Here is a 25556-nt window from a genome sequence, read left to right on the forward strand (position 1 = left end):
CTTTATGCTATTTTAATAAAGTAGCAATACATTAGAATTAAATGCTCAATACATAATTGTATTGGGCATTTAATATTTTATACTTCTCTCCAAAGTAATATTATTGCCACATCAGTATCATCTACCATTGCAACAATATGATGCCTAATCATTAATTGGTATCTTTGCACATACCATTATATATACTACAATGTCTATAACTTCAAACGAAGAACTTTCGGGGATGCAGCAAATAAGTGATGTGGTGGCGCAGGTACTTAAAGCCATGCGCGAGCATTGCAAACCGGGCATGAGCACTAAAGAGCTTGATGACTTTGGTGGCGCTTTACTGGAAGCCTCAGGTGCAAAATCGGCTCCAAAGCTTACTTATAACTTCCCGGGCTATACCTGTATATCTACAAATCATGAGGCTGCGCATGGCGTGCCTTCAGCAGATAAAATTTTGAAAGAAGGCGACCTCATCAACATTGATGTATCGGCAGAATTGAATGGCTTTTGGGCCGATAACGGAGGTTCTTTCGTTTTGGGCGAAGACATTAATAACCACACACCATTAATCGAAGCATCAAAGCAGATCTTACAATCGGCCATCAGCCAGATTAAAGGCGGCGTTAAAATAGCCGACATTGGCTTGTTGATTGAAAAACAAGCAGCCAAACATGGCTTTAAAGTAATTAAAAACCTGGCAGGCCATGGTGTAGGCCGTAGTTTGCATGAAGAACCACACGAAATATTGAATTACCGCGATCCGGAGAATAAAAGCCGTTTCCGCAAAAATTCGATTGTGGCTATCGAAACTTTTATTGCTACCCACTCTACCTATGCCAACGAAGGCGAAGACAAGTGGACCTTAACCGGCAACAAGGGCGGATTTGTAGCACAGCACGAGCATACCATTATGGTTACAGATGGTGCGCCTGTGATATTGACGAAAGAGAACGGAATATATTAAAAGCCCCCTAACCCCCTAAAGGGGGAACAGAAGTTAATTTTACTAAGCTCCCCCTTTAGGGGGCTGGGGGGACACTTTATTTAGAATATATCCAAATAACATTTGCCCAAACCTACGTTACCAATTGGGTGTTAAATTTTGTACATTCGCCGCGTTAGGCCTGTTAAAGGGTTAAAACATTGGACTTTACTTTTTACTTATAAAATCAAATACAAATGGCTTTTGATTTAGACATGATCAAAAAGGTTTACGACCGCTACAGCACGCGTATTGACGCTGCCCGTAAAGCGACCGGAAAATCTTTAACGCTTACAGAGAAAATTTTGTACGCTCACCTTTCTGAAGGTGATGCTAAAACTGCATTTGCACGTGGTGTTGACTACGTTGACTTTGCACCAGACCGTGTAGCGATGCAGGATGCTACTGCACAAATGGCTTTATTGCAGTTTATGCAAGCTGGCCGCCCGCAAGTGGCTGTGCCTTCTACTGTGCATTGCGATCACCTGATCCAGGCTAAAATTGGTGCTGATCAGGATCTTTCTACTGCAAAAGACATTAACAAAGAGGTATACGATTTCTTATCGTCTGTTTCTGATAAATATGGTATCGGCTTCTGGAAACCAGGTGCAGGTATTATCCACCAGGTAGTATTAGAGAACTACGCTTTCCCGGGTGGTATGATGATCGGTACTGATTCACACACACCTAATGCTGGTGGTTTGGGTATGGTTGCTATTGGCGTTGGTGGCGCTGATGCCTGCGACGTTATGGCCGGCTTACCTTGGGAGCTTAAATTCCCTAAACTGATTGGTGTACATTTAACCGGTAAACTTTCTGGCTGGACTTCTGCAAAAGACGTTATCCTTAAAGTGGCTGGTATCCTAACCGTAAAAGGTGGTACTGGTGCTATCGTTGAATACTTCGGCGAAGGCGCACGTTCATTATCTGCAACAGGTAAAGGTACTATCTGTAACATGGGTGCCGAGATTGGTGCAACAACTTCAATCTTCGGTTACGATGAAAAAGCAGAAGATTACCTGCGTGGTACTAAACGTGGCGAAATTGCTGATGCAGCAAACGCTATTAAAGAACACTTAACAGGTGATGCTGATGTTTACGCTAACCCAGAGCAATATTTTGATCAGGTTATCGAAATTAACCTGAGCGAACTGGAGCCACATGTAAACGGACCATTCACTCCGGATTTGGCTTGGCCTATCTCTAAATTTGCTGCCGCTGTTAAAGAAAACAATTGGCCGGTAAAATTAGAAGTTGGTTTAATTGGTTCTTGTACAAACTCATCTTACGAGGATATTACCCGTGCAGCATCTATCGCACAACAGGCTATCGATAAAAACTTAAAAGCTAAAGCAGAATACACTGTAACCCCAGGCTCTGAGCTTGTACGTTACACTGTAGAGCGCGATGGTTACTTAAATACATTTGAGCAAATTGGTGGTGTAGTATTGGCAAATGCCTGCGGTCCGTGTATCGGTCAGTGGTCACGCCATACTGATGATCCAACCCGCAAAAACTCTATCATCACATCGTTTAATCGTAACTTCGCTAAACGCCAGGATGGTAACCCTAACACCCACGCTTTCGTAGCATCTCCAGAGATCGTTACTGTATTTGCGATTGTGGGTGATTTAAGCTTTAACCCGTTAACTGATACTGTAACCAACGAAGCTGGTGAGCAGGTTAAGTTTGACGAACCGGTTGGTATTGAAATGCCTATTAAAGGTTATGCTGTTGAAGATGCAGGTTACCAGGCACCAGCCGAAGATGGTAGCGCAGTTGAAGTAAAAGTTGATCCAAAATCATCACGTTTACAATTGCTTGAGCCATTTGCAGCTTGGGAAGGTACAGACATTACCGGCTTAAAACTTTTGATTAAAGCTAAAGGTAAATGTACTACGGATCATATCTCTATGGCTGGCCCATGGTTGAAATTCCGTGGTCACCTGGATAACATTTCAAATAACATGCTGATCGGTGCGATCAACTATTTCAATAACAGCCCAGATTCAGTTAAAAACGAATTAACCGGTGAATACGGTCCTGTTCCGGCTACCCAACGCGATTACAAAGCGCACGGTATCGGTTCAATCGTAGTAGGCGACGAAAACTATGGCGAAGGTTCATCACGTGAGCACGCAGCTATGGAACCACGTCACTTAGGCGTTCGTGCTATCCTGGTAAAATCATTTGCCCGTATCCACGAAACCAACCTTAAAAAACAAGGTATGCTGGGTATCACATTTGCAGATACTGCCGATTATGATAAAATCCTTGAGGATGACACAATCGATATCGTTGGCTTAACTGAATTTGCCCCAGGCAAACAGTTAACCGTGGTATTACATCACAAAGATGGTTCAACAGAATCATTCCCTGTTAACCATACTTACAACGCTCAGCAAATTGAGTGGTTTAAAGCTGGTGGTGCATTAAACATCATCCGCAGACAGATGAACTAATTAACCTTTCGGTTAGTGAATATGAAAAAGGGACGCGATGAGCGTCCCTTTTTTGGTTTTATAGTGGCGTTGCAAACGCCGTGAAGTGTTGCGCACGCGATGCAATCGCGCGCGAGTTTTCTTTTTTTCCTTTTACTTTTCTCTCTTATATCTTGCGCGCGATTGCATCGCGTGCTTAAAACTTCATAGCGTTTGCAACGCTTAAACTTGCAACTATACGCGTGGACAGTTATCTTAGGCTAACCTAACCGCCTATATGTCGCACCAATACAAAGTTCGTAACCCCAATGATATTTACTTCGTAACTTTTACTATAGTTGATTGGGTTGATATATTTACACGACAACCTTATAAGCAACTCGTTATTGAATCCCTGATTTATTGTCAGCAGCATAAAAAATTAGAAGTACATGCTTACTGCTTAATGACAAATCATATTCACTTATTGGTATCAGGAGATCAACCCGCCAAGCTTGCGGATATTATTCGCGACTTTAAAAAGCATACCAGTAAGCAAATCATCAAATTAATTGAGCAGGAAAACGAAAGCCGCAGAAACTGGTTGCTTTTCCGGTTTGCTTATAACGGTAAATACATCCAGCGCATACAGGATTATAAAGTATGGCAGGATGGTTACCATGGTATTGCGTGTGACCGGATAGAAATACTTAGACAGAAGCTTGAATATATTCACGATAATCCGGTAAGGGCTGAAATTGTGGCCGAGCAGGAACATTATTTATATAGTTCGGCAAGCAGCTATGCAGGGTTACCGGGGTTAATGGATATATCCATCTTAGATTTAGGCGTGATGTAGATGCGTTGCAAACGCGAAGAAGTTTTAAGCACGCGATGCAATCGCGCGCAAGGATTCTTTGCAAACTAAGGCTCTTCTCCCGCTCCTCTCGCGCGCGATTGCATCGCGTGCGCACACTTTACGGCGTTTGCAACGCCATCGCATGCAAGTAACAAATTCCCCATTTCCACAACCTTTTCCCCAATTTATCTTTTGGGGAAATATTCCACAGTACTTAAAAACCGCCTATAATAGCCATTAAAGGCACTTTTTAATAATCGTTCAGCATCGGTACAGGTTTTGCCTTAACCTATACATCAAACATTAATTAAAACTTTAAAACATAAAATCATGAACAACTCAATCATCATCGCAGGTATCGTAGCACAAGCAGCTCCATTGTTTTTAGTAGTTAAAACTATCGCAGCTAAATTCAATAACTAAGCGTTAAACCATTTCAATTATCAACCACTCTATACATTATAAATTTTAGAAACCATGAATACTTCAATCGTTATCGCAGGCATCGTAGCACAGGCAGCTCCATTATTCTTAGTAGTAAAAACTATCGCAGCTAAATTCAACAACTAATCCACCGGGACAGCCAACATATATTATTCAATTACAATCTTAGCATATCATGAATACTTCAATCATCATCTCAGGCATAGCAACAGCAGCTCCACTTTACTTTATCGTAAAAAGCATTGCATTAACTATCAACAATAAATAATATGAAAATGAACAGCAGCATTGATAATTGATAAGTAACCTTTTATAAATCGTACTTAGCAATTATCTAACTTAAAAACTGCTGCTAAAAGATGTACGGGCGTACATCATCTAATATCTAAAAGGCTAAATTACTCAGCCAAACGCTCCTTCAGGAACTTACCGGTATAAGAATCCGGATCATTCACCAAGTCTTCGGGTAAACCTTCAAATACCAGCTTACCACCTTTATCGCCACCTTCGGGGCCAATATCAATTACCCAGTCTGCACTTTTAATCACATCCATATTGTGTTCAATAACAATAATGGTATTACCCTGATCTAACAGCGCATCAAACGATTTCAATAATTTCTTAATATCTGCAAAGTGCAAGCCTGTGGTCGGCTCATCAAATATGAATAGCGTTTTGCTCGTGTTATTACCCTTGATAAGGAACGATGCTAATTTGATCCGCTGAGCCTCTCCACCTGACAAGGTATTTGACGATTGCCCTAACTGCACGTAACCCAAACCAACATCAACCAACGGTTTCAGCTTATTGATGATTTTCGCTTCTTTTTTGAAGAATTCCAAAGCATTGTCGATGGTCATCTCCAATACTTCTGATACGTTTTTATCCTGGTAAGTTACATCCAACACATTTTGCTTAAAGCGTTTGCCGTTGCAGGCTTCGCAAGGCAAAAATATGTCGGCCATAAACTGCATTTCAATTTTAACCTCACCCTCGCCCTGACAAACATCGCAACGGCCGCCCTCTACGTTAAAAGAGAATGCAGAAGGTTTCAAGCCAGAGCCTTTGGCTGCAGGCTGAGAGGCATACAGGTTACGGATCTCGTCCCAGGCCTTTACATACGTTACCGGGTTTGAGCGTGACGAACGACCGATCGGGTTTTGATCTACCAATTCAACCTGTTCTATCTGGCTGTAATCTCCTTCAATAGTATCGTAAGCACCGGTTTGTTCGCCATTATAGTTACCCAATACTTTTTGTAAAGCAGGGGCTAAAATACGTTTCACCAAACTGGTTTTACCAGAGCCAGATACACCGGTAACTACGGTAAGCACACCCAATGGAAATTTCGCAGTAATATTCTGGAGATTATTTTCCCTTGCTCCTTTTATAACAATAGAGTCGCTCCACTTACGGCGATGTGCCGGGATTTCGATCTCCTCACGGCGACTCAAATATCGTCCGGTCAAACTATCTGCATCAGCAATGATCTCATCATACGTACCTGCAAAAATCAGTTCACCGCCATGTGTACCGGCTTCGGGGCCAATATCAATCAGGTAATCTGCAGCCTGCATAATTTCTTCTTCGTGCTCAACCACCAATACCGTGTTACCGGCATCGCGCAGTAATTTGAGCACAGTAATTAATCTCTGGGTATCGCGCGGGTGCAAACCGATACTTGGCTCATCCAGCACATATACCGACCCCACCAAACTACTACCCAGTGAAGTAGCGAGGTTAATCCGCTGCGATTCCCCCCCCGATAGCGTATTTGATAAACGGTTAAGTGTTAAATAACTCAAACCCACATCATTTAAGAAAGTAAGGCGATTGGTTATCTCCATTAATAAGCGCTTGGCAATTTTTTCGTCGTGGGCATTTAATTCCAACCCATCGAAAAACTCGCGTGCTTTATCTAAAGGCATCAATACAATATCGGTAATTGATTTGCCCGATATTTTTACATACGATGCATCCTTACGCAAACGGCTTCCCTTACATTCAGGGCAAACGGTTTTACCACGGTAACGCGATAAAATAACGCGGTATTGTATTTTGTAGGTTTGCTCTTCGAGTTCTTTGAAAAACTCATCCAGCCCGCGGAAATATTGGTTACCAGTCCACAGAACAGCTTTCTCAGCTTCTGTTAATTGGTTATACTGACGATGGATTGGAAAATCAAACTTTAATGCATGTTTCACCAATGCATCATTCCACTCGCGCATTTTTTCACTACGCCATGGGGCAATTGCACCTTCGTATATGGTTTTACTTTTATCAGGGATAACGAGGTCCTCATCAATACCGATAATCTTGCCATAGCCTTCGCAACGCTTACAAGCACCGTAAGGATTATTAAAGCTAAAGAAGTTTGGCGAAGGTTCTTCGAAACGGATGCCATCCAGCTCGAAACGGTCACAAAAGAAAGCTTCAGTTTCGTGCTCGGTATCGGGATGCGGGTAGCGTACGTAGCAATCGCCACGGCCTTCAAAAAAGGCAGTCTGGATTGAATCACCCATACGACTGATGGTTTCGTCATCAGTATTAACAGAAAGGCGGTCGACCACAATCCTCACCTGGTTTTCTTCGAGTGAATTGTTTACTACACTCTCATCTTCCAGTATACTTTCAATACGGTTTAGTACGCCATTATATTCAATACGTACAAAACCCTTTTGCATCAATACAGCCAGCTCTTCTTTCAAAGAGCGGTCGTTATGCGGATGCAGCGGGCATAATATAGTAACCTGTGTTTCGGCAGGCAGGGTAGTTAAAAAATTAATAACATCTGTAGTGCTATCCCTTTTTACTCTTTTGCCAGATATTGGCGAAAGCGTATGTCCAATACGCGAGAACAGTAATTTCAGATAATCATAGATCTCTGTAGAAGTACCTACTGTAGAACGTGGATTTGATGTGATCACCTTTTGCTCAATAGCAATAGCCGGGGCAATACCACGGATATAATCTACATCGGGTTTATTCATCCGGCCTAAAAACTGGCGGGCGTACGAGGATAAACTCTCCACATAACGGCGCTGGCCTTCGGCATAAAGGGTATCAAAAGCCAGTGACGATTTACCCGAACCCGACATGCCGGTTATAACAACCAACTTGTTTTTAGGGATGGCAACATCAATATTTTTGAGGTTGTGCACCCGGGCACCTTTTATAATAATATGATGTTGTGGATCTGCTTCTGTTGCGTTAATCATAGGTACGGATATCCTGTCTTTTAAGAGGTTGCAAAAATCCTAAAAGATTTAGCATATTCCAAATAGACACTTAAAAAACTACATATTAGAGATAAACCACCTATAACAGTTTTTCAATTTAATTTGTTTGTTAACGAAATTATTGTTTTATTTGGTATAACAATTCTAAAAAAGAAAGAGGAACCCCTATAGATTAGAACTTTACTTAAACAAGTATTTTTTAAATTAATTACGTTTAAAGTAGTAGTTCTATGGATTTTCAATTGAAAAGTGATCAGGAATTAATCCATCTATATGTTGCGGGTGATGAGAGTGGGCTGGTTGAATTAATTCGCCGCTATCAATCCAAAATATACACTTCCATTTATTTACTGGTAAAAGATCAATATCTGGCCGAAGATATCTTTCAGGATACGTTTATTAAGGTAATTAATACCCTTAAGGCTGGGAAATACAACGAAGAAGGTAAATTTTTACCCTGGGTTACCCGCATTGGCCATAACCTGGTGATTGACCATTTCCGCCGAGAAAAACGCACACCTTTAGTTAGCAATGGCGAAGACTTTGACATTTTTGAAGTATTGGGCCATTACGATGAAAGTACCGAAGATAAAATGGTGCGTGAGCAAACTCATAAAGACTTAAAAACATTAATCCACCTGTTACCTGCCGAGCAGAAAGAAGTGTTGATTATGCGCCATTACGGCGATTTAAGCTTTAAAGAAATAGCCGATATAACTGATGTAAGCATAAATACAGCCTTGGGCCGTATGCGTTATGCACTTAATAACCTGCGTAAAATGATGCAGACAAAAGAGTTGAGTTTAAAAAACTAATTAATTTTTTAATTAATTAAAATAATCCATATAAGCTTGCGTTTGTTATCATATACAAACTTTACAAGCTTATGGGTGAACTTTTTACAACAACTTTTTTAAATGTAATCAATAACCAGGATGCTATGGATAAGTCAAATGTTATCGAGAACATGGATGCTGATGAAATGTTATTTTATCACTCGCTCCGCACCGATCTGGACCAGTTACAACTGAAACCAAATCTGCAAACTATTCATAACATCTTGAACTACTCTAAACGGATGCGTTAGGTTAAAACGATCTTTAATAAGAGCCGCGATTTTCATCGGGGCTCTTATTATATTTGTGCGATGCTTAAACAAGAACGTTACCGCCACTTTGTTGATTATTTTTCGAAGAACCAGCCCAATGCAGTTACAGAACTGCACTACTCGAACCCTTTCGAACTGCTGATAGCGGTAATCCTGTCGGCACAATGCACCGATAAACGCATTAACCAGATCACCCCTTCCCTTTTTGAACGTTACCCCACGCCAGAGTCACTGGCCGAATCGACCGTTGAAGAAATTTTCTCTTACATCCGCAGTGTAAGCTATCCTAATAACAAGGCCAAGCACCTATCGGGTATGGGCCAGATGCTGGTAGAGAAATTCAACAGCGAGGTCCCTAATAATATGGAAGATCTGCAAAAGCTTCCGGGTGTTGGCCGCAAAACGGCTAACGTTATTGTCTCTGTTATCTTTGACGTTCCGGCAATTGCGGTAGACACTCACGTTTTTCGCGTATCTAATCGAATAGGTTTAACTACTAATGCACGCACACCACTGGCGGTAGAAAAGCAGCTGATAGAGCATCTGCCAAAATCAACGCTAAGCGTAGCTCACCACTGGTTGATACTACATGGCCGCTATATTTGTGTAGCACGTAAACCTAAATGCGAAATATGCCCCCTCACCTATTTTTGCAAATACTACGAGAAAAATAATACAGAAAGCGCCCTATTAAAAGCAGAAGCTGCTAAACAAAAGAAACTGGAAGCCGCCAAAAAGAAAAAGCAAAATGCAGCTACACATAAGGCATTGAAGAAGATTAGTGTGGATAAGAATGTTTGATATGGCTATAGCTTTTCAAACAAAAAGTCCCGGCCTATTACATAACTATAGCCCAATTTAAATAATTTCAATTCATTAGAGCCACGATCCTTATCTCCTATAAATATAGGTTTGATTCCGTAGCGGGATAAGCATTCTGCATGAAGCGTTAATATAGTTTTAGGGCCGCTTGCAAATAATCCATGACCTTGTTTGCTTAATTGTGCTATACTTGAGTAAGAAAACAAATATCGGGATATGTCTTCGCTATCGTTGGAAAGTTGGCTTACAGCCCTGTTGATATCAATAAATAAATCCAACGCATCCTCTGTCGTTCCATTCAAATAAAGTTCTCTATATGGATCCGTATACTCTAACAGCAAAGGATGTTCTGTATAAAGCCCAATATTTTGGCTCCAGCTTCTTTTTATCAACTCTTCTTCTACTCCACTCACAGTAACTTTCCACACCGGCCCACGAACGTTACCATAAAACCGAATAGAGAACGTCAGATACAAATCTTCATTTACAAATTCTACTGCATCAATTAGCATACCCGCTTATCATCAAACTCATCACTATCTAATGCGACATTTAGTTCTTCAGGTAATTCGATATTAACAGTCATAGGGTTTAAATATGCCAGCCAATATACTCACATGTATAGACTGTGGATAAAGAAATTTGATTAGCGTTTTCTCCATTCTTTAATTTCAAATCCTGATACAACAGAATCTTTGTTTAAATGAATCACTAAAGACTTGGTATGAACAGGATCGATATCAGATCCAAAATCAATTAAGGTCTCGTAAAAAAAGCTATTATCTGTTCCATCTGCTTGTGGTTGCCCTAATGAATCAATTAATTGATGAAATGTCAAACCCTTTAACTTATGATTCTTAGTCAAGTCGTTTAACATTTCATCACGGTAGGGATAATCCCAATCTTCTTTGTAACTCCATTCACTTTTATTAAATTTTAAATTGGGTTGACAGCCTGCAATTTGCATTACAAAAAGAATTAAAAAGATTAGAATTCGTCTATTCATGGAATTGAAACTAGAGGCCAATATATTAATAAGGAAACAATGTGGATAAAGAATATTTGATACTCCTTATTAACTTAGGTAAGTTTACTACAATTTCGCACTAACAAAATACGCTAAAAAAATAATTTACTAATTTTATTAGCATTTAATATTTTTATTATTACATTTGTTCAAGAAACAACGAAAATGAGCAACCCGGATAAATTGAAAGCATTGCAGCTTACCTTAGATAAGCTGGAAAAGTCGTATGGCAAAGGAACCATCATGAAATTAGGCGACAATACCATTGAACCAATGGAGGCCATTTCAACCGGTTCTATTAGTTTGGATATTGCACTCGGCATTGGCGGTTTGCCTAAAGGCCGTATTATTGAAATATATGGACCAGAGTCATCTGGTAAAACAACTTTGGCTATTCATGCAATTGCAGAATGTCAGAAAAAAGGCGGCATCGCAGCGTTTATTGATGCGGAGCATGCTTTCGACCGTTTCTACGCTAAGAAACTGGGCGTAGATGTTGAGAACCTTTTAATCTCACAACCAGATAACGGAGAGCAAGCATTGGAAATTGCTGATAACCTGATCCGCTCTGGCGCTATCGATATTATCGTAATTGACTCTGTGGCAGCCCTGGTTCCCAAAAGCGAAATTGAAGGGGAAATGGGCGATTCTAAAATGGGTTTACATGCCCGTTTAATGTCGCAAGCCTTACGTAAGCTTACCGGTACCATCAGCAAAACCGGATGTTGCTGTATCTTCATCAATCAATTACGTGATAAGATCGGTGTAATGTTTGGTAACCCTGAGACTACCACCGGTGGTAATGCCCTTAAATTCTACGCTTCGGTACGTTTGGATGTACGCCGTATCTCTCAAATTAAAGATACCGACGAGGTTTCTGGTAACCGCGTAAAAGTTAAGATCGTTAAAAATAAAATTGCCCCTCCTTTCCGTATTGCCGAGTTCGACATTATGTTTGGCGAAGGTATTTCTAAAGCAGGTGAAATCATTGACCTGGGTGTTGATTATAACATCATTAAAAAAGCAGGTTCATGGTTTAGCTATGGCGATACCCGCTTGGGCCAGGGCCGTGATGCGGTTAAACAACTCATCCTGGATAACCCTGAATTAGCCGAGGAACTGGAAGAAAAAATCAAAGCATCTGTTACTGCCGATAAACTGGCAGAAGCATAGTATTATTAAAATATATAAACAGAAAAGGCAGCCAATAGGCTGCCTTTTCTGTTTATATCAAATTTGTCATTGCGAGGTACGAAGCAATCTCGTAGCCGTGCAAATCAAATAAGCATTGGCGACGGGATTGCTTCGTACCTCGCAATGACAAATTTTCATTTACTACTTATCAATTATAATGTGCCGGCACCCAATGACGGCCACCATAAGGGCCATAATTATAATGCCCTTCAACATAACCCCCTCTACGCTCACGTACTACGCACGAACTGAAACTTGCTGCTGCAACTATTAGTAGCATAAAATATTTTATCGTTTTCATGGTTGTTTTCATTTTAAAATATGACTTGCTGAAAATTGGAAGGTTTAATGGTGAGTATCGATGCAACAGTCATCGGGTGGATAAATTAGCCAATCAACTTAATCCAACTCAATCAACAATTCAACCTCAAAATGACAAACAAATCCTGCCCAAATTGTTAATTCGTAGTACATAAATCAATTTGAGAAACAATGAGTAAAGTATGGTTCATTACAGGCTGCTCCACCGGCTTTGGCAGGGAGTTGGCCAAAGAAGTACTGGGAAGCGGCTATAAAGCGGCAGTGGCTTCGCGCAATACAGATGATGTTAAAGATATCGTAGCAGATTATCCCGAAACTGCTATTCCGGTAAAACTGGATGTTACCAAGCCCGAAGAAATTAAAGCGGCGATAGAACAGATCACCCAAAAGTTCGGCTCTATAGATGTATTGGTTAACAATGCAGGCATCGGCTATTTTGGCGCTATTGAAGAAAGCGAAGAAGATGAGATCCGACGTATGTTCGAGATCAACTTCTTTGGCTTGGCTAACGTAACCAAAGCAGTATTACCTATTATGCGTAAACAACGCAGCGGCCATATCTTAAATATAGCTTCTATCGGTGGCTTGGTTGGCTTCCCGGCTGTAGGTTTTTATAACGCTACTAAATTCGCGGTTGATGGTTTCTCTGAAGCATTATCGAAAGAAACTGCTCCACTTGGTATTAAAGTTACCGTTATTGCACCAAGCGGTTTCCGTACCGATTGGGCTGGCCGTTCTGCTAATAACAGCAAGATTGTGATTGATGATTATAAAGAAACTGCCGAAACCAACAAGAACAACATCCGCGGCTACAGCGGCAAACAACCCGGCGACCCAGTTCGTGCAGCAAAAGCAATGGTTGCAGTTGTTGAATCGGCAAACCCTCCATTGAGGTTACTTTTAGGCGAAGCTGCCCTTAAAGGTGCCCGCAATAAACTGGAACAATTGAAGAAAGATTTTGATACCTGGGCCGAAACCAGCGCAGGTGCCGACTTTCCGAAAGACGAGCAATAAGAACATATCGAAGAGACGCAATATATTGCGTCTCTTTTATTTTCCGCCGGTTTTAACGTACATATAAACAACGGCCACAACAATGGTTATTAACACTACTACCAGGCCGGTAATACCTTTCTTTTTGTCCTGGCGCATTAGCCATATTAAAAAAGCAAAAAGAGGTATCGCAAAAACTATCCAGAAAATTAATGAAGGTCCGTTCATAAATCAGTTGTGAGTGAGTGAATTTTGAATGAGTGAGTCACTACACGGTGGCAAAAGTAAGGATTATTCAGAAGTTGGCTATCATTCACTCCCTCAAAACTCACTCATTCACTCATTGCTTAAAAGTGAATACCAATCATCATTAAAAATTTAAAGGTAGCAAGTTTCATTCACTCATTCACAACTCACTCCTTCACTCATTGCTCAAAATGGCATTCTCGCCAATGGCGCAACCTGCTGACCAACAAATTCGCCTTGCAAAAACTTATAGTGGCCTGCAATGGCAATCATGGCGGCATTGTCGGTACAATATTGAAATGCAGGGATAAAGCTTTTCCAGTTATGCTTATCAGCCAGTTGTTGTATGCCTAAACGCAAGCCTGTATTGGCCGATACTCCACCTGCCAGGGCAATGTGTTTTACGCCATAAGCAATAGCAGCTTTCTCCAGTTTATTAAGTAAAATGGTTACAATCCGTTTTTCTACCGAAGCACAAATATCCGGCATATTCTCCTGAACAAAGTTGGGGTTCTTTATCTCGTTATCACGGATAAAATACAAGATCGAAGTCTTCAACCCGCTAAAGCTGAAATCGTAATTTGGGATCTGCGGCTCTGGAAATTTAAAAGCGTCAGGATTACCCAAACGCGCATACTTATCAATAAGTGGTCCACCCGGGTAAGGTAAACCAAGCACTTTACTGGTCTTATCCAGCGCCTCGCCGGCGGCATCATCCTGGGTTTGCCCCACAATTTCCATATCGAAATAGTTTTTTACTAAAACTATTTGTGTGTGGCCGCCCGAAACGGTCAAACATAAGAAGGGGAATTGGGGTTTATCATCAGCAATGAAATGAGCTAAAATATGGGCCTGCATGTGGTTAATATCAATAAGCGGAATATTTTGAGCAAGGGCAAACGCCTTGGCAAAAGATACGCCTACTAATAATGACCCTAAAAGGCCTGGTCCGCGCGTAAAAGCTACTGCATCAATATCATTTTTGCTTACTTTTGCGTTTATTATAGCTTGTTGTACAGCAGGAATAATATTTTGTTGATGAACCCGCGAAGCAAGCTCAGGCACTACGCCGCCGTAAGCTTCGTGAATTGTTTGATTGGCAATAATATTGCTCAGCATTACGCCGTCTGCACAAATGGCGGCAGAGGTTTCATCGCAAGAAGATTCGATTCCTAATATTACAGGCACAGCAGTGTTTTAAAAGGCAAAGTTATTAAAAAAGTACTCAAAATAGCGATAAGTATAGTATTGATCATTTTGTTGATGATCAGCATACTATTACTCATATTTCAATACAAACCGGTACAAACCTGGGCGGCACGCAAGGCTACGGCTTACCTGTCGAAAGAATTGCATACCACGGTTGATATTAAGAGCTTATATATTAAGCCATTTTCATCTGTGGTGTTGGAAGACTTACTGGTTTTGGATAAACAACATGATACTCTTTTAAGTACATCTAAGCTTACGGTCGTTCTCAGCAAATTTTCGCTGTTTAACAGCATACCTGCCCGCACTATCAATTTTGACTCCATACGGTTGGATAATGGTAATGTGTATCTGAAAAAGTTAAAAGATAGCACAACCAACGTGCAGTTCATTATTGATTACTTTAATTCGGGCCCACCTGATACCACTAAAAAAGTAAGCAAGCCATGGACGCTGAACTTCGGGCAAATCACGGTAAACAACCTGCACTTTCGCTATAAAAATCAACTGGATACTACCATTTTAAAAAACGAGGTAAACTTTGAGGATATCGACGTAAGCAAATTCAGCGCTGTAATCCGCAATATGGATGTGCAAAACCACTTGTTCAAGGCTCGTTTATCGCATTTAACTTTAAAAGAAAAAAGTGGGTTCTATGTAAAAAGCCTGAGTGGTAATGCCACGGTTGATACCAACCAGATACTGGTACAAAACTTTTATATCGTAACCCCACACTCCCGCCTGAAGGATTATTTCAGGATGAAATTTAAATCATTTAATGATTTCGACAACTTCGAAAATACGGTTTACATGGACGGTGACTTTAAGCAATCATTCATCTCATCGAAAGATGTGGCTTATTTTACCAGCTCGCTCGATAAAACCCAATTCGACCTGGGGGTTGATGGGCGCATTAAAGGCAAGGTAAACCACCTTACCGCTAAACACTTAACCGTAACCGGTGGCCAGGCAACATACATCAGGGGCGATTTTAGTTTGAAAGGACTGCCCAACTGGGATAAAACCTACCTCAACTTGAAATTCGACCAGTTGGCGAGTAATAAAAAAGATCTTGATTATTTATTACGACGTTTTGCAGGCGACCCAAAATTTACCCTGCCCGATTTCCTGAGCAAATTTGGCAACATTAACTTTAACGGCGAACTGAACGGTCTCTCAGACAATTTTATAACCAAGGGAACTTTCAAAACCCAGCTTGGTCGTTTCGACCCAGATGTGAGACTTACCTTTAACAAAGTGCCGGGCTATGTAGGTAAGGTTACCCTGTTTGATTTTGATTTGGGTAAGATGCTGGATATTGAATCTTTAGGCCGGTCATCACTTACTGCCAATATTGATGGCAGCGGCGATGACCTCAAGAACCTGAAGATTAAAACAGATGCAAAAATTGCCTATATTGATTTTAACAAATACCATTACAGCAACCTGGCAGTAAATGGTTCATTTATTAATAACCTCATTAATGGCAAGGTTAACATTAACGACCGTAATCTTAAGCTTAACCTGCAAGGCAGTGTAGATTTTAAACCCAATTTGCCTGTTTACCAATTCGATGCTTCTATTGGTGATGCGAGGTTACATGCGCTTAAACTATTGGATGATACCATTACTTTAAGTACACAGATTAAAACCCGTTTCTCTGGCAACGATCTTAAAAACCTGCAAGGTACTGTGTTGCTTACCCCTATCCGTATTGTTGACCCAAGGCACAATTATTTAATTGACTCTATCAACCTTACTTCTATCGGTATTGGCGATGCTAGGGTAATTGCTTTAAGGTCTGATCTGGTTGATGGCAGCCTGAAAGGAAATTCAGATCTGGCTACCCTGCCATCCTATTTTAAAACTATTGTTAAGCAATATATTCCATCATTAAAAACATCAATTGTAAAACCTGGCCGGCAGGATTTTGAGTTCAGCCTTCAGCTAAAAAACCTCGACCCGGTTACGGCCATGTTTGCGCCAGATTTAAAAATACCCGAGCAGGGTACCTTCAACGGCAAGTTTAATTCGGAAACACATACGGCAACACTCAACGGGTATATTAAAACCTTTAAATATGGCAGTACTGTTTTCCACGATTTTATTATTGATGAAAACACCAACGATCAGTTTCTGGGTTTAAACGTATCATTAAGCCGCGTTGATTTAACTGACAGCTTGTTTATTAAAAATATAACCGTTACCAATTTCCTGAAAAAGGACAGCCTTAATTTTAACATCAAGCTTTCTGATAAAGATGCAACAAATCAGTTGGACCTTTACGGCCTGGTACAGTTTGGGCGCGACACTACGGCCAAGTTAATGCTCTTACCATCAGACGTTGTTTTGGAGCATGAGAAATGGCGGTTGAGCGACCAGGTGCGTATCCGTTTTCTGGATGGCAAAACGCAGGTTTCGGGCTTCACTTTAACCAATGGTGAGCAAAAGGTAAATATTAACGGCTTTATTTCAGATAATCCCACCGATAAGCTGAAACTGGATTTCGACCATTTTAGCATGGCAACTTTCAACCAGCTTACAAAAGCCGGGGGTGTGCTGCTTAAAGGATCGATGAACGGGGATGTACAGTTTAGCTCTATCCTTAAAAACCCCGGCATTTCCGCCAATCTGGGTATAGATTCACTGAGCATGAATGGTACCCAGGTGGGAAATGTTAAAATTGAATCGACACTGGATAATGGCCGTAAAGAAGCGCTGGTTAATTTAAACATCATGAACCGCGGCCTGCAGACCATGAAAATTGATGGCGTTTATCATTTAGGTCAGGATCTTGATAACCTGGATTTCGATGTCAATATGAACCAGACCGAGGCCGTTATATTTGATCCGTTTGTAAAAGGATTGGTATCGAACCTTAAGGGCACCATATCAACCAATCTCAAGCTAACGGGCACCCCAAGTAAACCTTCGCTTAATGGAGACATTACATTGGCTAATACAGGTGTCACTGTTGATTACCTAAAAACTTCTTACATCATTAATGACAAGCTTACTGTAAAAAACAGTGTAATCGAGATTTCTGACATGAAACTGGCCGACACCCGTGGTGGTAAAGGAACAGCAAATGGAAAAGTTGACCTTACCAATTTATCCAATCCCGACATTGAGGTTGCTTTAAATGCCCAGAAATTATTAGCCCTTAATACCACTTTTAAAGACAACAAACTTTATTTCGGTAAAGCAATTGCAACCGGTAAATTCAATTTTAGCGGCCCGGTTGATAATATGAAGATTGATATTAAAGCCAAAACGGAAGATAGTACGGTATTTAATATCCCCCTCAATACTTCGTTAACAGCAGGTGATTATGATTTTATACGCTTTGTAAGCCATAAAGACTCGGCTAAGGTTGTGCCAACAGTAAATGCGTTTAACGGTGTGACACTTAATTTCGACCTTACGGTTGATGAGAAAACCCTGGTGGTAATCGGAACCGATTACGGGCAACTGCAAGGCCGCGGTACTACCAATAACCTGCAATTGAATATTAACAGCCTGGGCGATTTCCAGATGTTTGGTGACTTCCTGATCTCATCGGGTAAGTTTGAGTTTACAGCCAAGAATTTCATCAGTAAGGTATTCCAGGTAAACCAGGGTGGTACTATACGATGGACGGGCGACCCAAGCAATGCAGATATTAATATGCAGGCCATTTATGAGGTACGTACCGACATATCTAACCTCTACTCGGCAGCAGGGCAGCAATCACCACGCGGTCAGCTACAGGAGCTTGTACAAGCCCAATTGATATTAACTAAAACGCTGGCGGCACCAAATATCGATTTCGACTTTAACTTTCCTACTGACCCTTCTGTTAAAGATGATCTGGGGACTTATTTAACAGATTATAATAACCGCAGCCAGCAGGCCTTGAGCTTAATTGTACGCCGTCAGTTTGCATCGGGCTATGGTAACAACATTGGCGACCAGGTTAAACAAACTGCCCAGGATGCCGTGAGCGAGTTTGCTTTTAACAAATTAAACAACATTATTTCGCAATCGAATATTAAGAACCTGGATATTAACTTCCGTTCGGCAAGTGATGCAAGTGCCTCTTTACATTTGTTTAAAGACAGGTTGTTACTAAACGGGAGCCTTTACAATACCAATGCAAACAGTACTTTATTTGGCAATACAGGCAACACTCAAACGCTGTTTAATTCGAACCTTAACAGCTTCACCAAAGATTTTGAGGCCGATTACCTGATACGCCCGGACGGCCGCCTGCGCGCGCGTTACTCTTACCGGGTACTCAATAGTACCACGCTAAACAGTATCAGCAATTTGGATGTACAATATGTAAACGGAGTGGGTTTAATTTACCAACGCGATTTTGATACGTTTGGTGAGTTTTTGAGAAGTATATTCTCGAGGCGTAAACGCACCGGCAGCAATTCAAACAATACTGCAACTCCTGCCGGTACGGATAATGATGCTTCAGACAAACCTGAAGAAGAAAAACACGATTAGTGGTTCAACAAAATGGTATGATCCATCCTGTCGCGTTTGGTTCTCAGATACGATTCGTTATGCGGGTTTGGTGCAATTTCGATAGGCAACGTTTCAACAACCTCCAAACCATAGCCAACCAAACCAGCACGCTTTTTAGGATTGTTGCTCAATAAACGCATTTTAGAAATACCTAAATCGCGCAGTATCTGTGCCCCAATACCATAATCACGTTGATCCATTGGAAAACCCAATTGCAGGTTGGCATCAACGGTATCAAAACCATTTTCCTGTAGTTGGTAAGCTTTCAGCTTGTTAACCAGGCCTATACCGCGGCCTTCCTGGTTCATGTAAACAATTACACCTTTGCCTTCTTTCTGGATAATTTCCATCGCTTTGTGCAACTGTGGCCCACAATCGCAACGGCACGAGCCAAAGATATCGCCGGTAACGCACGAGCTATGCACACGTACTAAAATAGGTTCTCCCGGTTCCCAGCTGCCTTTAATTAAGGCAATATGGTTTTCGTTAGTATCGATCTGCGTATAGGCAATCATATCAAAATCGCCCCATTGGGTAGGCATTTTTACTGAAACCTCTTTACGGATAGATGACTCGGTATTTAAGCGATATTCGATCAGATCTTTGATCGAGATAATTTTAAGATCGAATTTCTTAGCAATCTCCAGTAATTCTGGCAAACGCGCCATTTCACCGGCTTCGTCCATAATTTCGCAAATTACACCTGCCGGTTCAAAGCCTGCTAAAACGGCCAGATCAACAGCCGCCTCAGTATGGCCTGCACGGCGCAATACGCCGCCATCTTTAGCAATCAACGGAAATATATGACCCGGGCGACCTAACTCTTCGGGTTGAATAGCCGGGTTAATTAAGGCCAGTGTGGTTTTAGAACGATCTGTTGCCGAAATGCCTGTGGTACAACCGTAACCCAGCAAATCAACAGAAACGGTAAAATTAGTTTCGTGCGATGTGGTATTTCTGTTCACCATCGGGTGCAGATCTAATTCTTTAGCGCGCTGAACGGTGATTGGTGCGCAAACTAAGCCACGGCCGTGGGTAACCATAAAATTAATGGTTTCGGGGGTAGCGTTACGTGCAGCTGTTAAAAAGTCGCCCTCATTTTCGCGATCTTCATCGTCAACTACTATAATTGTTTTGCCGGCTTTAATGGCTTCAATAGCTTCAGGAATGGTATTAAGCATACTATTTAAATCTTTACTAGGGTTATACAAAAGCCCTGTGTTATACAAACTTACTTCAAATTGTGTTACAGCACGTCTGCACTGTGTAAAATGAATACGTAGCTAAGCGGCTTTTCGTTTAAATACCTTGTTAAAAAATTTCTTGTACGAGTCCATATCAAACAATACAGAATCGGTAGCTGCCTTATATGATAAAAACATACCTATTGGTGTAAGCACCGCAATGGCTATCCACATACCAATAGCCGGAGAAAGGCTACCTTCCTTAACAGACTTTTCGCCTATGGTTGAGATAATATAATAGATGAGGAAAAATATTACTGCCACTACCACCGGCAAACCAAGGCCGCCTTTACGGATAATAGCCCCCAGCGGCGCACCTATAAGAAATAAAGCTAAACAGGCTGCCGATAAGGTGAACTTTTTCTGATACTCGATTATAGATTTACGAATATCTTTCGAAACCTCCTTATATCTGTCGTTACGGCCCTTAACCAGATCCTTAATGGATCGTGCTTCGTTAGCTGCATTATTTACCACAGATAATTTCGCGTAAATATCCATCTTCTTTAAATAGTCAGGGTTTACAGGCTCGTAGGTTTTGCCTTTTACCGGCTTGTGCGAAAAGTTAAAATATTTATAATAGGCCGACATGAGCCTGAAGTTTGAACGTAACCCACTATCGACCGCGTTTTGAGTCGAATCTCTGAAAAACCGTAATTGTTTAAGGTTCATCATTTGATAAGCCCGCGAAAATTCGCTCTCGTTAGTGCGTTTTAACTTAAAGCCCGACAGATCAAACTTCTGTTCTGTTTGTTCAAACCTAAAACGGGTAAAACGCTGGCGTGCATTGCCGTTGTCGCCTGCCGACTCCTCATACCGGATACCATCTTTTAGTTTCAATACCAAATATTGGTCGTTAGGCGTACGATACATTACCCCTTGTTTAGCAAAAAGCACACTATTGTTGTTCTGCGCGGCATTTCGCTCATAGATCATAACGCCATGCAGGGTTTGTCCATCTTCACCCTTATGATCTACACGAATAGAATATCCGGGGAAACTGTTATTGAAAACGCCTTCTTTAATTAAGAAACCTGATTTTTGCTGGCGTGCATCCCATAAAAGCGAATAATATTTAAGGTTAGCAACCGGCAGCATATAATCCGAGAAAATAAAGGCTGATACGGCCAGGATGGTTACCACAATAATCATGGGGTACATGGCACGGCGCAGAGAGATTCCTGCTGATTTAATAGCCACCAGCTCATAGTTTTCGCCAAGGCTACCATACGTCATGATGGAAGATAGCAGTACCGATAAAGGCAGCGCCATAGCCACATTGGTAGCCGATGCATACATCATCAGCTCTAAAATTATATACCACTCAAATCCTTTGCCTATCAGGTCGTCGATGTATTTAAATAAAAATAGCATCAGCAACACAAACATTACGATGAAAAAGGTAACGATAAAAGGCCGGATGAAGGACTTAAGTATTAACAGGTGTATCTTCTTCACAATGCAAATTTAGCGAATTTTTGGTTGCCCTTAAGCACCCAACACGCTAATAAGATAGTCGATCTGGTTATCCCATATCAGCTTGCGCTCGGCAATGGCATCCTCGGTAGCAAAATCGGTAATGGCTAAAGCCACATCATTGGTCAGTTCATCCTGCACCACTTCCATTTCGAAGTAAAACTGCGGGTCGTCATCAATCCACTTAAACCTTACCAGTTTATTCTCTTTATTGAGCAGCATTTTGGCCTTTTGCTCCTCATCATCCCAGGTAAAAGTATAAATTTGATCGCGCACAGTTACACTATCAGCAAACCATTGCATTAGCCCGTTAGCCTCACTAATAAAACTATAAAGTATTCGGGGTGACGATCTTATCTCATACTCTATATGAAATTTCTTCTTCTCAGACATAAGCGGGGCAGTAGTTTAAAATTGCTTAGGGGATAAATTTGAACATTTTTTCTAAAGAAAAGTATTTTCTGCTATATTTGCAAACCTTTTTAAGAAAGGGGGCACAGTTGAACAATTAATTATCAACATATTGGCCCCTGATACTTAAAAGCACGGCGGGGTAGCTCAGATGGTTAGAGCGTAGGATTCATATCCGCCTACCGGCGGACGGAAGTCCTTAGAACGTTGTTCTAAAATAAATATGGCGGGGTAGCTCAGATGGTTAGAGCGTAGGATTCATATCCGCCTACCGGCGGACGGCAGTCCTTAGAACGTTGTTCTAAAATAAATATGGCGGGGTAGCTCAGATGGTTAGAGCGTAGGATTCATAACCCTAAGGTCGGCAGTTCGATCCTGCTCCCCGCTACTTTGGCAGAAAGCCACTCGAAAGAGTGGCTTTTCTTGTTTATATTACGGTATGTTTACTGTCTATGTGCTCTTTTCCCCAAAATATAACCAAATCTATATCGGCTATACATCCGATTTAAACAATCGCTTTCTTTCACACAACGAGCTGGCAACTAAAGGATACACCATCAGATACCGGCCGTGGGTAATGGCTTATACCGAAGAATTTAAAACAAAATCAGATGCGATGAAACGGGAAAAGCAATTAAAAAATGCTACGGGACGAAATTTTATATGGAATCTGATTCACGAAAAATTTGATAGCTCAAATAATTAGAGCGTAGAATTCATATCCGCCCACCGGCGGACGGCAGTTCGATCCTGCTCCCCGCTACACTGGCAGAAAGCTACTCGAAAGAGTGGCTTTTCTTGTTTTTAAAAATTTGATAGCTCAAATAATTAGAGCATAGAATTCATATCCGCCTACCGGCGGACGGCAGTTCGATCCTGCTCCCCGCTACTTGAACCGGCAAAAGCCTTGAAGTTCGAACTTCTCTATTGAGAATCAAGAACTTACAAGGCTTTTCCTTTTTCTTATAAGATTGATTGCCTTACAGGATATTTAGATAAAGTATTGACAATCAAATAAATAAATGTTCGATCCTGCTCCGGTTACCCGAGCAAGTTCAAGACCAAAACAACTTGCTACAAACCAGACAGTTACAAGTTCGAACTTTTTTAGTGATTATAAATGCTATTATAATTTAAAAAGCAAGTCAGTATCTTATTTAGGGTTACTTACATAGTGCGACATTTCTACTTAAAGGTTCTTCTGCTTTATATCTTTTAATTTGAATTGTTTCATTATAGTGTTTAGACCACTAATTATGAATGGTAAATAAGTTTCATCGCCAATCCATATTGCTTTATATCAAAACCGGTTCCTTTAAAAGTGAGATTTGCCGGAGAAATTAATCCTATTAGTCTTCGTTGATCTGTTGTATTTGCCATCTTAAAAAAATCATATAATCTAAGTATTGAACTTCCTTGATTATGTACAGATAATCCGAATTTCTCTACGCAATCAGGGTTATTATCAACAATTTCCTGGAGGTCTTGCAGTTTCGTTATATAATCTGTTTTGATAGTTTCGAACTCGACCAAGCTTAAATTTTCGTTTAACAAAAGTTCCCGAGCACGATTAAGCTTGGAATATTCTATATCCAATTGCTTAATTGCGGCAGACCGTTTCTCTATTTTTAAGCACATTTTGATTTCGTAACATTCTTTAAGTATTGATTTAAAAAGCGGCAAAAACTCTTCATTAGGCCTCCATTTGATTAGTTCTTCTGCAAATATCTCGTTAATCGAATCCGCTCTTTTCCGATACCTACACGAGGTACGACAGTGGTAATAGTAATACCGGGCATAAGATCCGGTAGAGGCGCTACCTGTGAGCATTCGGCCGCAATCTGGGCATGTTAAAAAGCCTCGCAATATCAACTGCGGATGCTCTATAAATTTCTTTTTAATCTGACCCTTCTTCCGGTCATCCAAAATTTGCTGCACTCGAAGAAATATAGCTTCACTCATAATTGCTTCATGTTGTCCATTAACCCAATGCATAGGCTCATCTTTATACTTAGCGACGACTATTTTTCCACAATAAACCGGATTGCGAACCAACTCTCTGAAATTACTGCTTGAACAAACCAATCCTTTCTTTTTGGCTTCTTTCCAAATTTGCTCAGTGTTATATTTCCCATCCGCAATTTCTAAAAAGGCCCATTTTATTAATTCAGAATCGGGGGTTGTTGGGCAAATATACTTTCGCCCATCTTCATCTGTTTTATTGACGTAACCAAGTGGTGCAACTCCCATGAAACGTCCTTCTTTTCTTGCCCGTCGCATCCCATGAAATATATTTAATGCCCTTCGATCATTTTCAACTTCGGGTATTGCTAAGTAAAAGGCGAGCATCATTTTATTTTCAGGTATCGATAAATCAAGCGGTTGTTCTATAGCTTGGGGATCAATCCCATATTCATTTAGTAAACGGATCATTTGATATGAATCTGCTGCATTGCGACTAAAACGATCCCATTTGATGAAAAGAAGAAAATCGGGTCGCTGAGCTTTCTTTCTTTTAAAATCTGAGAGCATTATTTTCCAGGCCGGCCTGTTAAAAGACTTTGCTGAGTGATCTTCAAAGACCACTTCTTTCACGTTTAGCAGATTTATTTGGCAATATTGAAGCAGAACCTCTTCCTGATATCGCTGCGAATAACCTTTATCTGCCTGTTCATCTGTACTAACTCGGATGTATAACACTGCTGTTTTCATACCTCGTTATCGCGATCAAGGTAAATATCTGCTAATAGATACATAAAATTGAGGATTGCTGTTGCTTCTTCAGGGCTTACCGTAATACGTTGTCTGTTTAAGATAATAATGGCCTTTTCGGGCATCGTTCTTTGAGTTTCTGTTTTTATCATTTTTACTTTGTTAGTAAGTGACAAAAATGACCTATCTATATTTAGTTTACTTTATATAGGTTTTACCTCTGAAATTAGTATCGGATTTGTTATACTTCAATCAACTTTGAAAATCGCCGAAAATCTCGGCAGGCCTTACGGGCATAAAGATTAATATTTTGTTGTTAGATCATACTTAGGTAAAAGCAGGCGAA

21 protein-coding genes and 1 tRNA gene are annotated in these 25556 nt (G+C 40.8%); 11 read left to right on the top strand and 11 right to left on the bottom strand.

Going from position 1 to position 25556, the window contains the following annotated elements:
• The first annotated feature begins 190 nt into the window (after positions 1-190).
• From map to PQO05_RS22595, 3 genes are all read left to right on the top strand, one after another.
• Positions 191-952, top strand: a complete 762-nt coding sequence (gene map, locus PQO05_RS22585; RefSeq protein ID WP_273629718.1) for a type I methionyl aminopeptidase — start codon at positions 191-193, stop codon at positions 950-952.
• 215 nt (positions 953-1167) lie between these two features.
• Positions 1168-3432 (top strand): aconitate hydratase, encoded by a 2265-nt coding sequence (locus tag PQO05_RS22590; protein ID WP_273629719.1) that lies wholly within the window; start codon positions 1168-1170, stop codon positions 3430-3432.
• Positions 3433-3688: 256 nt separating this feature from the next.
• A complete protein-coding gene (locus tag PQO05_RS22595; RefSeq protein WP_273629720.1) occupies positions 3689-4249 on the top strand; it encodes an REP-associated tyrosine transposase in 561 nt (186 codons plus the stop codon).
• An 842-nt stretch (positions 4250-5091) separates the two neighbouring features.
• Here PQO05_RS22595 and uvrA read toward each other — a convergent pair.
• Positions 5092-7911 carry an excinuclease ABC subunit UvrA gene (uvrA, locus tag PQO05_RS22600; protein ID WP_273629721.1) on the bottom strand — a complete coding sequence of 940 codons (2820 nt, stop codon included), beginning with the start codon at positions 7909-7911 and terminating at the stop codon, positions 5092-5094.
• A 251-nt stretch (positions 7912-8162) separates the two neighbouring features.
• Between uvrA and PQO05_RS22605 the strand changes: the two genes are divergently transcribed.
• The 3 genes from PQO05_RS22605 (at position 8163) to nth (ending at position 9841) form a co-directional block, all read left to right on the top strand.
• Positions 8163-8747, top strand: a complete 585-nt coding sequence (locus PQO05_RS22605) for an RNA polymerase sigma factor (protein WP_273629723.1) — start codon at positions 8163-8165, stop codon at positions 8745-8747.
• Positions 8748-8818: 71 nt separating this feature from the next.
• Positions 8819-9019: a hypothetical protein gene (locus tag PQO05_RS22610; protein ID WP_174313830.1), complete on the top strand. Its 201-nt coding sequence runs from the start codon at positions 8819-8821 to the stop codon at positions 9017-9019.
• A gap of 60 nt (positions 9020-9079) precedes the next feature.
• A complete protein-coding gene (nth, locus tag PQO05_RS22615; RefSeq protein ID WP_273629724.1) occupies positions 9080-9841 on the top strand; it encodes an endonuclease III in 762 nt (253 codons plus the stop codon).
• Between the two features lie 5 nt (positions 9842-9846).
• Here nth and PQO05_RS22620 read toward each other — a convergent pair whose 3' ends face one another.
• Positions 9847-10374, bottom strand: a complete 528-nt coding sequence (locus tag PQO05_RS22620) for a hypothetical protein (RefSeq protein WP_273629725.1) — start codon at positions 10372-10374, stop codon at positions 9847-9849.
• A 134-nt stretch (positions 10375-10508) separates the two neighbouring features.
• A complete protein-coding gene (locus PQO05_RS22625; RefSeq protein ID WP_273629726.1) occupies positions 10509-10829 on the bottom strand; it encodes a hypothetical protein in 321 nt (106 codons plus the stop codon).
• A 225-nt stretch (positions 10830-11054) separates the two neighbouring features.
• Between PQO05_RS22625 and recA the strand changes: the two genes are divergently transcribed.
• On the top strand, positions 11055-12062 hold the full coding sequence (recA, locus tag PQO05_RS22630; protein WP_273629728.1) for a recombinase RecA: 1008 nt from the start codon (positions 11055-11057) through the stop codon (positions 12060-12062).
• A 169-nt stretch (positions 12063-12231) separates the two neighbouring features.
• Here recA and PQO05_RS22635 read toward each other — a convergent pair whose 3' ends face one another.
• Positions 12232-12384 carry a hypothetical protein gene (locus tag PQO05_RS22635; RefSeq protein WP_273629729.1) on the bottom strand — a complete coding sequence of 51 codons (153 nt, stop codon included), beginning with the start codon at positions 12382-12384 and terminating at the stop codon, positions 12232-12234.
• Between the two features lie 191 nt (positions 12385-12575).
• On the opposite strand from PQO05_RS22635, the gene PQO05_RS22640 reads away from it, so the two are divergent.
• Positions 12576-13418 carry an oxidoreductase gene (locus tag PQO05_RS22640; RefSeq protein WP_273629730.1) on the top strand — a complete coding sequence of 281 codons (843 nt, stop codon included), beginning with the start codon at positions 12576-12578 and terminating at the stop codon, positions 13416-13418.
• Between the two features lie 36 nt (positions 13419-13454).
• Here the strand turns inward: PQO05_RS22640 and PQO05_RS22645 are convergent, their stop codons facing one another.
• Positions 13455-13625: a hypothetical protein gene (locus tag PQO05_RS22645; RefSeq protein WP_273629731.1), complete on the bottom strand. Its 171-nt coding sequence runs from the start codon at positions 13623-13625 to the stop codon at positions 13455-13457.
• Positions 13626-13829: 204 nt separating this feature from the next.
• A complete protein-coding gene (gene tsaD / locus PQO05_RS22650) occupies positions 13830-14831 on the bottom strand; it encodes a tRNA (adenosine(37)-N6)-threonylcarbamoyltransferase complex transferase subunit TsaD (RefSeq protein WP_273629732.1) in 1002 nt (333 codons plus the stop codon).
• 75 nt (positions 14832-14906) lie between these two features.
• Here tsaD and PQO05_RS22655 point away from each other — a divergent pair, with 75 nt between their 5' ends.
• Positions 14907-19346 (top strand): translocation/assembly module TamB domain-containing protein, encoded by a 4440-nt coding sequence (locus PQO05_RS22655; protein ID WP_273629733.1) that lies wholly within the window; start codon positions 14907-14909, stop codon positions 19344-19346.
• Here PQO05_RS22655 and PQO05_RS22660 read toward each other — a convergent pair.
• The 3 genes from PQO05_RS22660 to PQO05_RS22670 all read right to left on the bottom strand — a co-directional run bounded on the left by PQO05_RS22660 (position 19343) and on the right by PQO05_RS22670 (position 22480).
• Entirely contained in the window at positions 19343-20548 is a 1206-nt protein-coding gene (locus PQO05_RS22660) for a bifunctional 3,4-dihydroxy-2-butanone-4-phosphate synthase/GTP cyclohydrolase II (RefSeq protein WP_273629734.1), read from the bottom strand. The two genes, PQO05_RS22655 and PQO05_RS22660, sit on opposite strands and share 4 nt — an antisense overlap.
• 102 nt (positions 20549-20650) lie before the next feature.
• The gene (locus tag PQO05_RS22665; RefSeq protein WP_273629735.1) at positions 20651-22069 is read right to left on the bottom strand and encodes an LptF/LptG family permease; all 1419 of its coding nucleotides are present in this window, start codon (positions 22067-22069) and stop codon (positions 20651-20653) included.
• A 30-nt stretch (positions 22070-22099) separates the two neighbouring features.
• Complete coding sequence (locus tag PQO05_RS22670; RefSeq protein WP_273629736.1) at positions 22100-22480, bottom strand: START-like domain-containing protein; 381 nt, start codon at positions 22478-22480, stop codon at positions 22100-22102.
• Between the two features lie 332 nt (positions 22481-22812).
• Here PQO05_RS22670 and PQO05_RS22675 point away from each other — a divergent pair.
• Positions 22813-22886: transfer RNA gene (locus PQO05_RS22675), tRNA-Met, on the top strand.
• A 51-nt stretch (positions 22887-22937) separates the two neighbouring features.
• Entirely contained in the window at positions 22938-23204 is a 267-nt protein-coding gene (locus tag PQO05_RS22680; RefSeq protein ID WP_273629737.1) for a GIY-YIG nuclease family protein, read from the top strand.
• A gap of 548 nt (positions 23205-23752) precedes the next feature.
• Here the strand turns inward: PQO05_RS22680 and PQO05_RS22685 are convergent.
• Both PQO05_RS22685 and PQO05_RS22690 read right to left on the bottom strand, forming a co-directional pair.
• Positions 23753-25210: a recombinase family protein gene (locus PQO05_RS22685; RefSeq protein ID WP_273629738.1), complete on the bottom strand. Its 1458-nt coding sequence runs from the start codon at positions 25208-25210 to the stop codon at positions 23753-23755.
• Positions 25207-25362, bottom strand: coding sequence for a hypothetical protein (locus tag PQO05_RS22690; RefSeq protein WP_273629739.1), 156 nt, complete (start codon positions 25360-25362; stop codon positions 25207-25209). The genes PQO05_RS22685 and PQO05_RS22690 overlap by 4 nt, the downstream gene beginning before the upstream one ends.
• Between the last annotated feature and the right edge of the window lie 194 nt (positions 25363-25556).

It is taken from the genome of Mucilaginibacter jinjuensis (genome assembly GCF_028596025.1).
Classification (GTDB): Bacteria; Bacteroidota; Bacteroidia; order Sphingobacteriales; family Sphingobacteriaceae; genus Mucilaginibacter; species Mucilaginibacter jinjuensis.

Excerpts from the sequence above, each read along its gene's own strand:
- map (WP_273629718.1), top strand. The coding sequence starts at position 191 with ATGTCTATAACTTCAAACGAAGAACTTTCGGGGATGCAGCAAATAAGT.
- PQO05_RS22590 (WP_273629719.1), top strand. The coding sequence starts at position 1,168 with ATGGCTTTTGATTTAGACATGATCAAAAAGGTTTACGACCGCTACAGC.
- PQO05_RS22595 (WP_273629720.1), top strand. The coding sequence starts at position 3,689 with ATGTCGCACCAATACAAAGTTCGTAACCCCAATGATATTTACTTCGTA.
- uvrA (WP_273629721.1), bottom strand. The coding sequence starts at position 7,911 with ATGATTAACGCAACAGAAGCAGATCCACAACATCATATTATTATAAAA.
- PQO05_RS22605 (WP_273629723.1), top strand. The coding sequence starts at position 8,163 with ATGGATTTTCAATTGAAAAGTGATCAGGAATTAATCCATCTATATGTT.
- PQO05_RS22610 (WP_174313830.1), top strand. The coding sequence starts at position 8,819 with ATGGGTGAACTTTTTACAACAACTTTTTTAAATGTAATCAATAACCAG.
- nth (WP_273629724.1), top strand. The coding sequence starts at position 9,080 with ATGCTTAAACAAGAACGTTACCGCCACTTTGTTGATTATTTTTCGAAG.
- PQO05_RS22620 (WP_273629725.1), bottom strand. The coding sequence starts at position 10,374 with ATGCTAATTGATGCAGTAGAATTTGTAAATGAAGATTTGTATCTGACG.
- PQO05_RS22625 (WP_273629726.1), bottom strand. The coding sequence starts at position 10,829 with ATGCAAATTGCAGGCTGTCAACCCAATTTAAAATTTAATAAAAGTGAA.
- recA (WP_273629728.1), top strand. The coding sequence starts at position 11,055 with ATGAGCAACCCGGATAAATTGAAAGCATTGCAGCTTACCTTAGATAAG.
- PQO05_RS22635 (WP_273629729.1), bottom strand. The coding sequence starts at position 12,384 with ATGAAAACGATAAAATATTTTATGCTACTAATAGTTGCAGCAGCAAGT.
- PQO05_RS22640 (WP_273629730.1), top strand. The coding sequence starts at position 12,576 with ATGAGTAAAGTATGGTTCATTACAGGCTGCTCCACCGGCTTTGGCAGG.
- PQO05_RS22645 (WP_273629731.1), bottom strand. The coding sequence starts at position 13,625 with ATGAACGGACCTTCATTAATTTTCTGGATAGTTTTTGCGATACCTCTT.
- PQO05_RS22655 (WP_273629733.1), top strand. The coding sequence starts at position 14,907 with ATGATCAGCATACTATTACTCATATTTCAATACAAACCGGTACAAACC.
- PQO05_RS22660 (WP_273629734.1), bottom strand. The coding sequence starts at position 20,548 with ATGCTTAATACCATTCCTGAAGCTATTGAAGCCATTAAAGCCGGCAAA.
- PQO05_RS22670 (WP_273629736.1), bottom strand. The coding sequence starts at position 22,480 with ATGTCTGAGAAGAAGAAATTTCATATAGAGTATGAGATAAGATCGTCA.
- PQO05_RS22680 (WP_273629737.1), top strand. The coding sequence starts at position 22,938 with ATGTTTACTGTCTATGTGCTCTTTTCCCCAAAATATAACCAAATCTAT.
- PQO05_RS22685 (WP_273629738.1), bottom strand. The coding sequence starts at position 25,210 with ATGAAAACAGCAGTGTTATACATCCGAGTTAGTACAGATGAACAGGCA.
- PQO05_RS22690 (WP_273629739.1), bottom strand. The coding sequence starts at position 25,362 with ATGATAAAAACAGAAACTCAAAGAACGATGCCCGAAAAGGCCATTATT.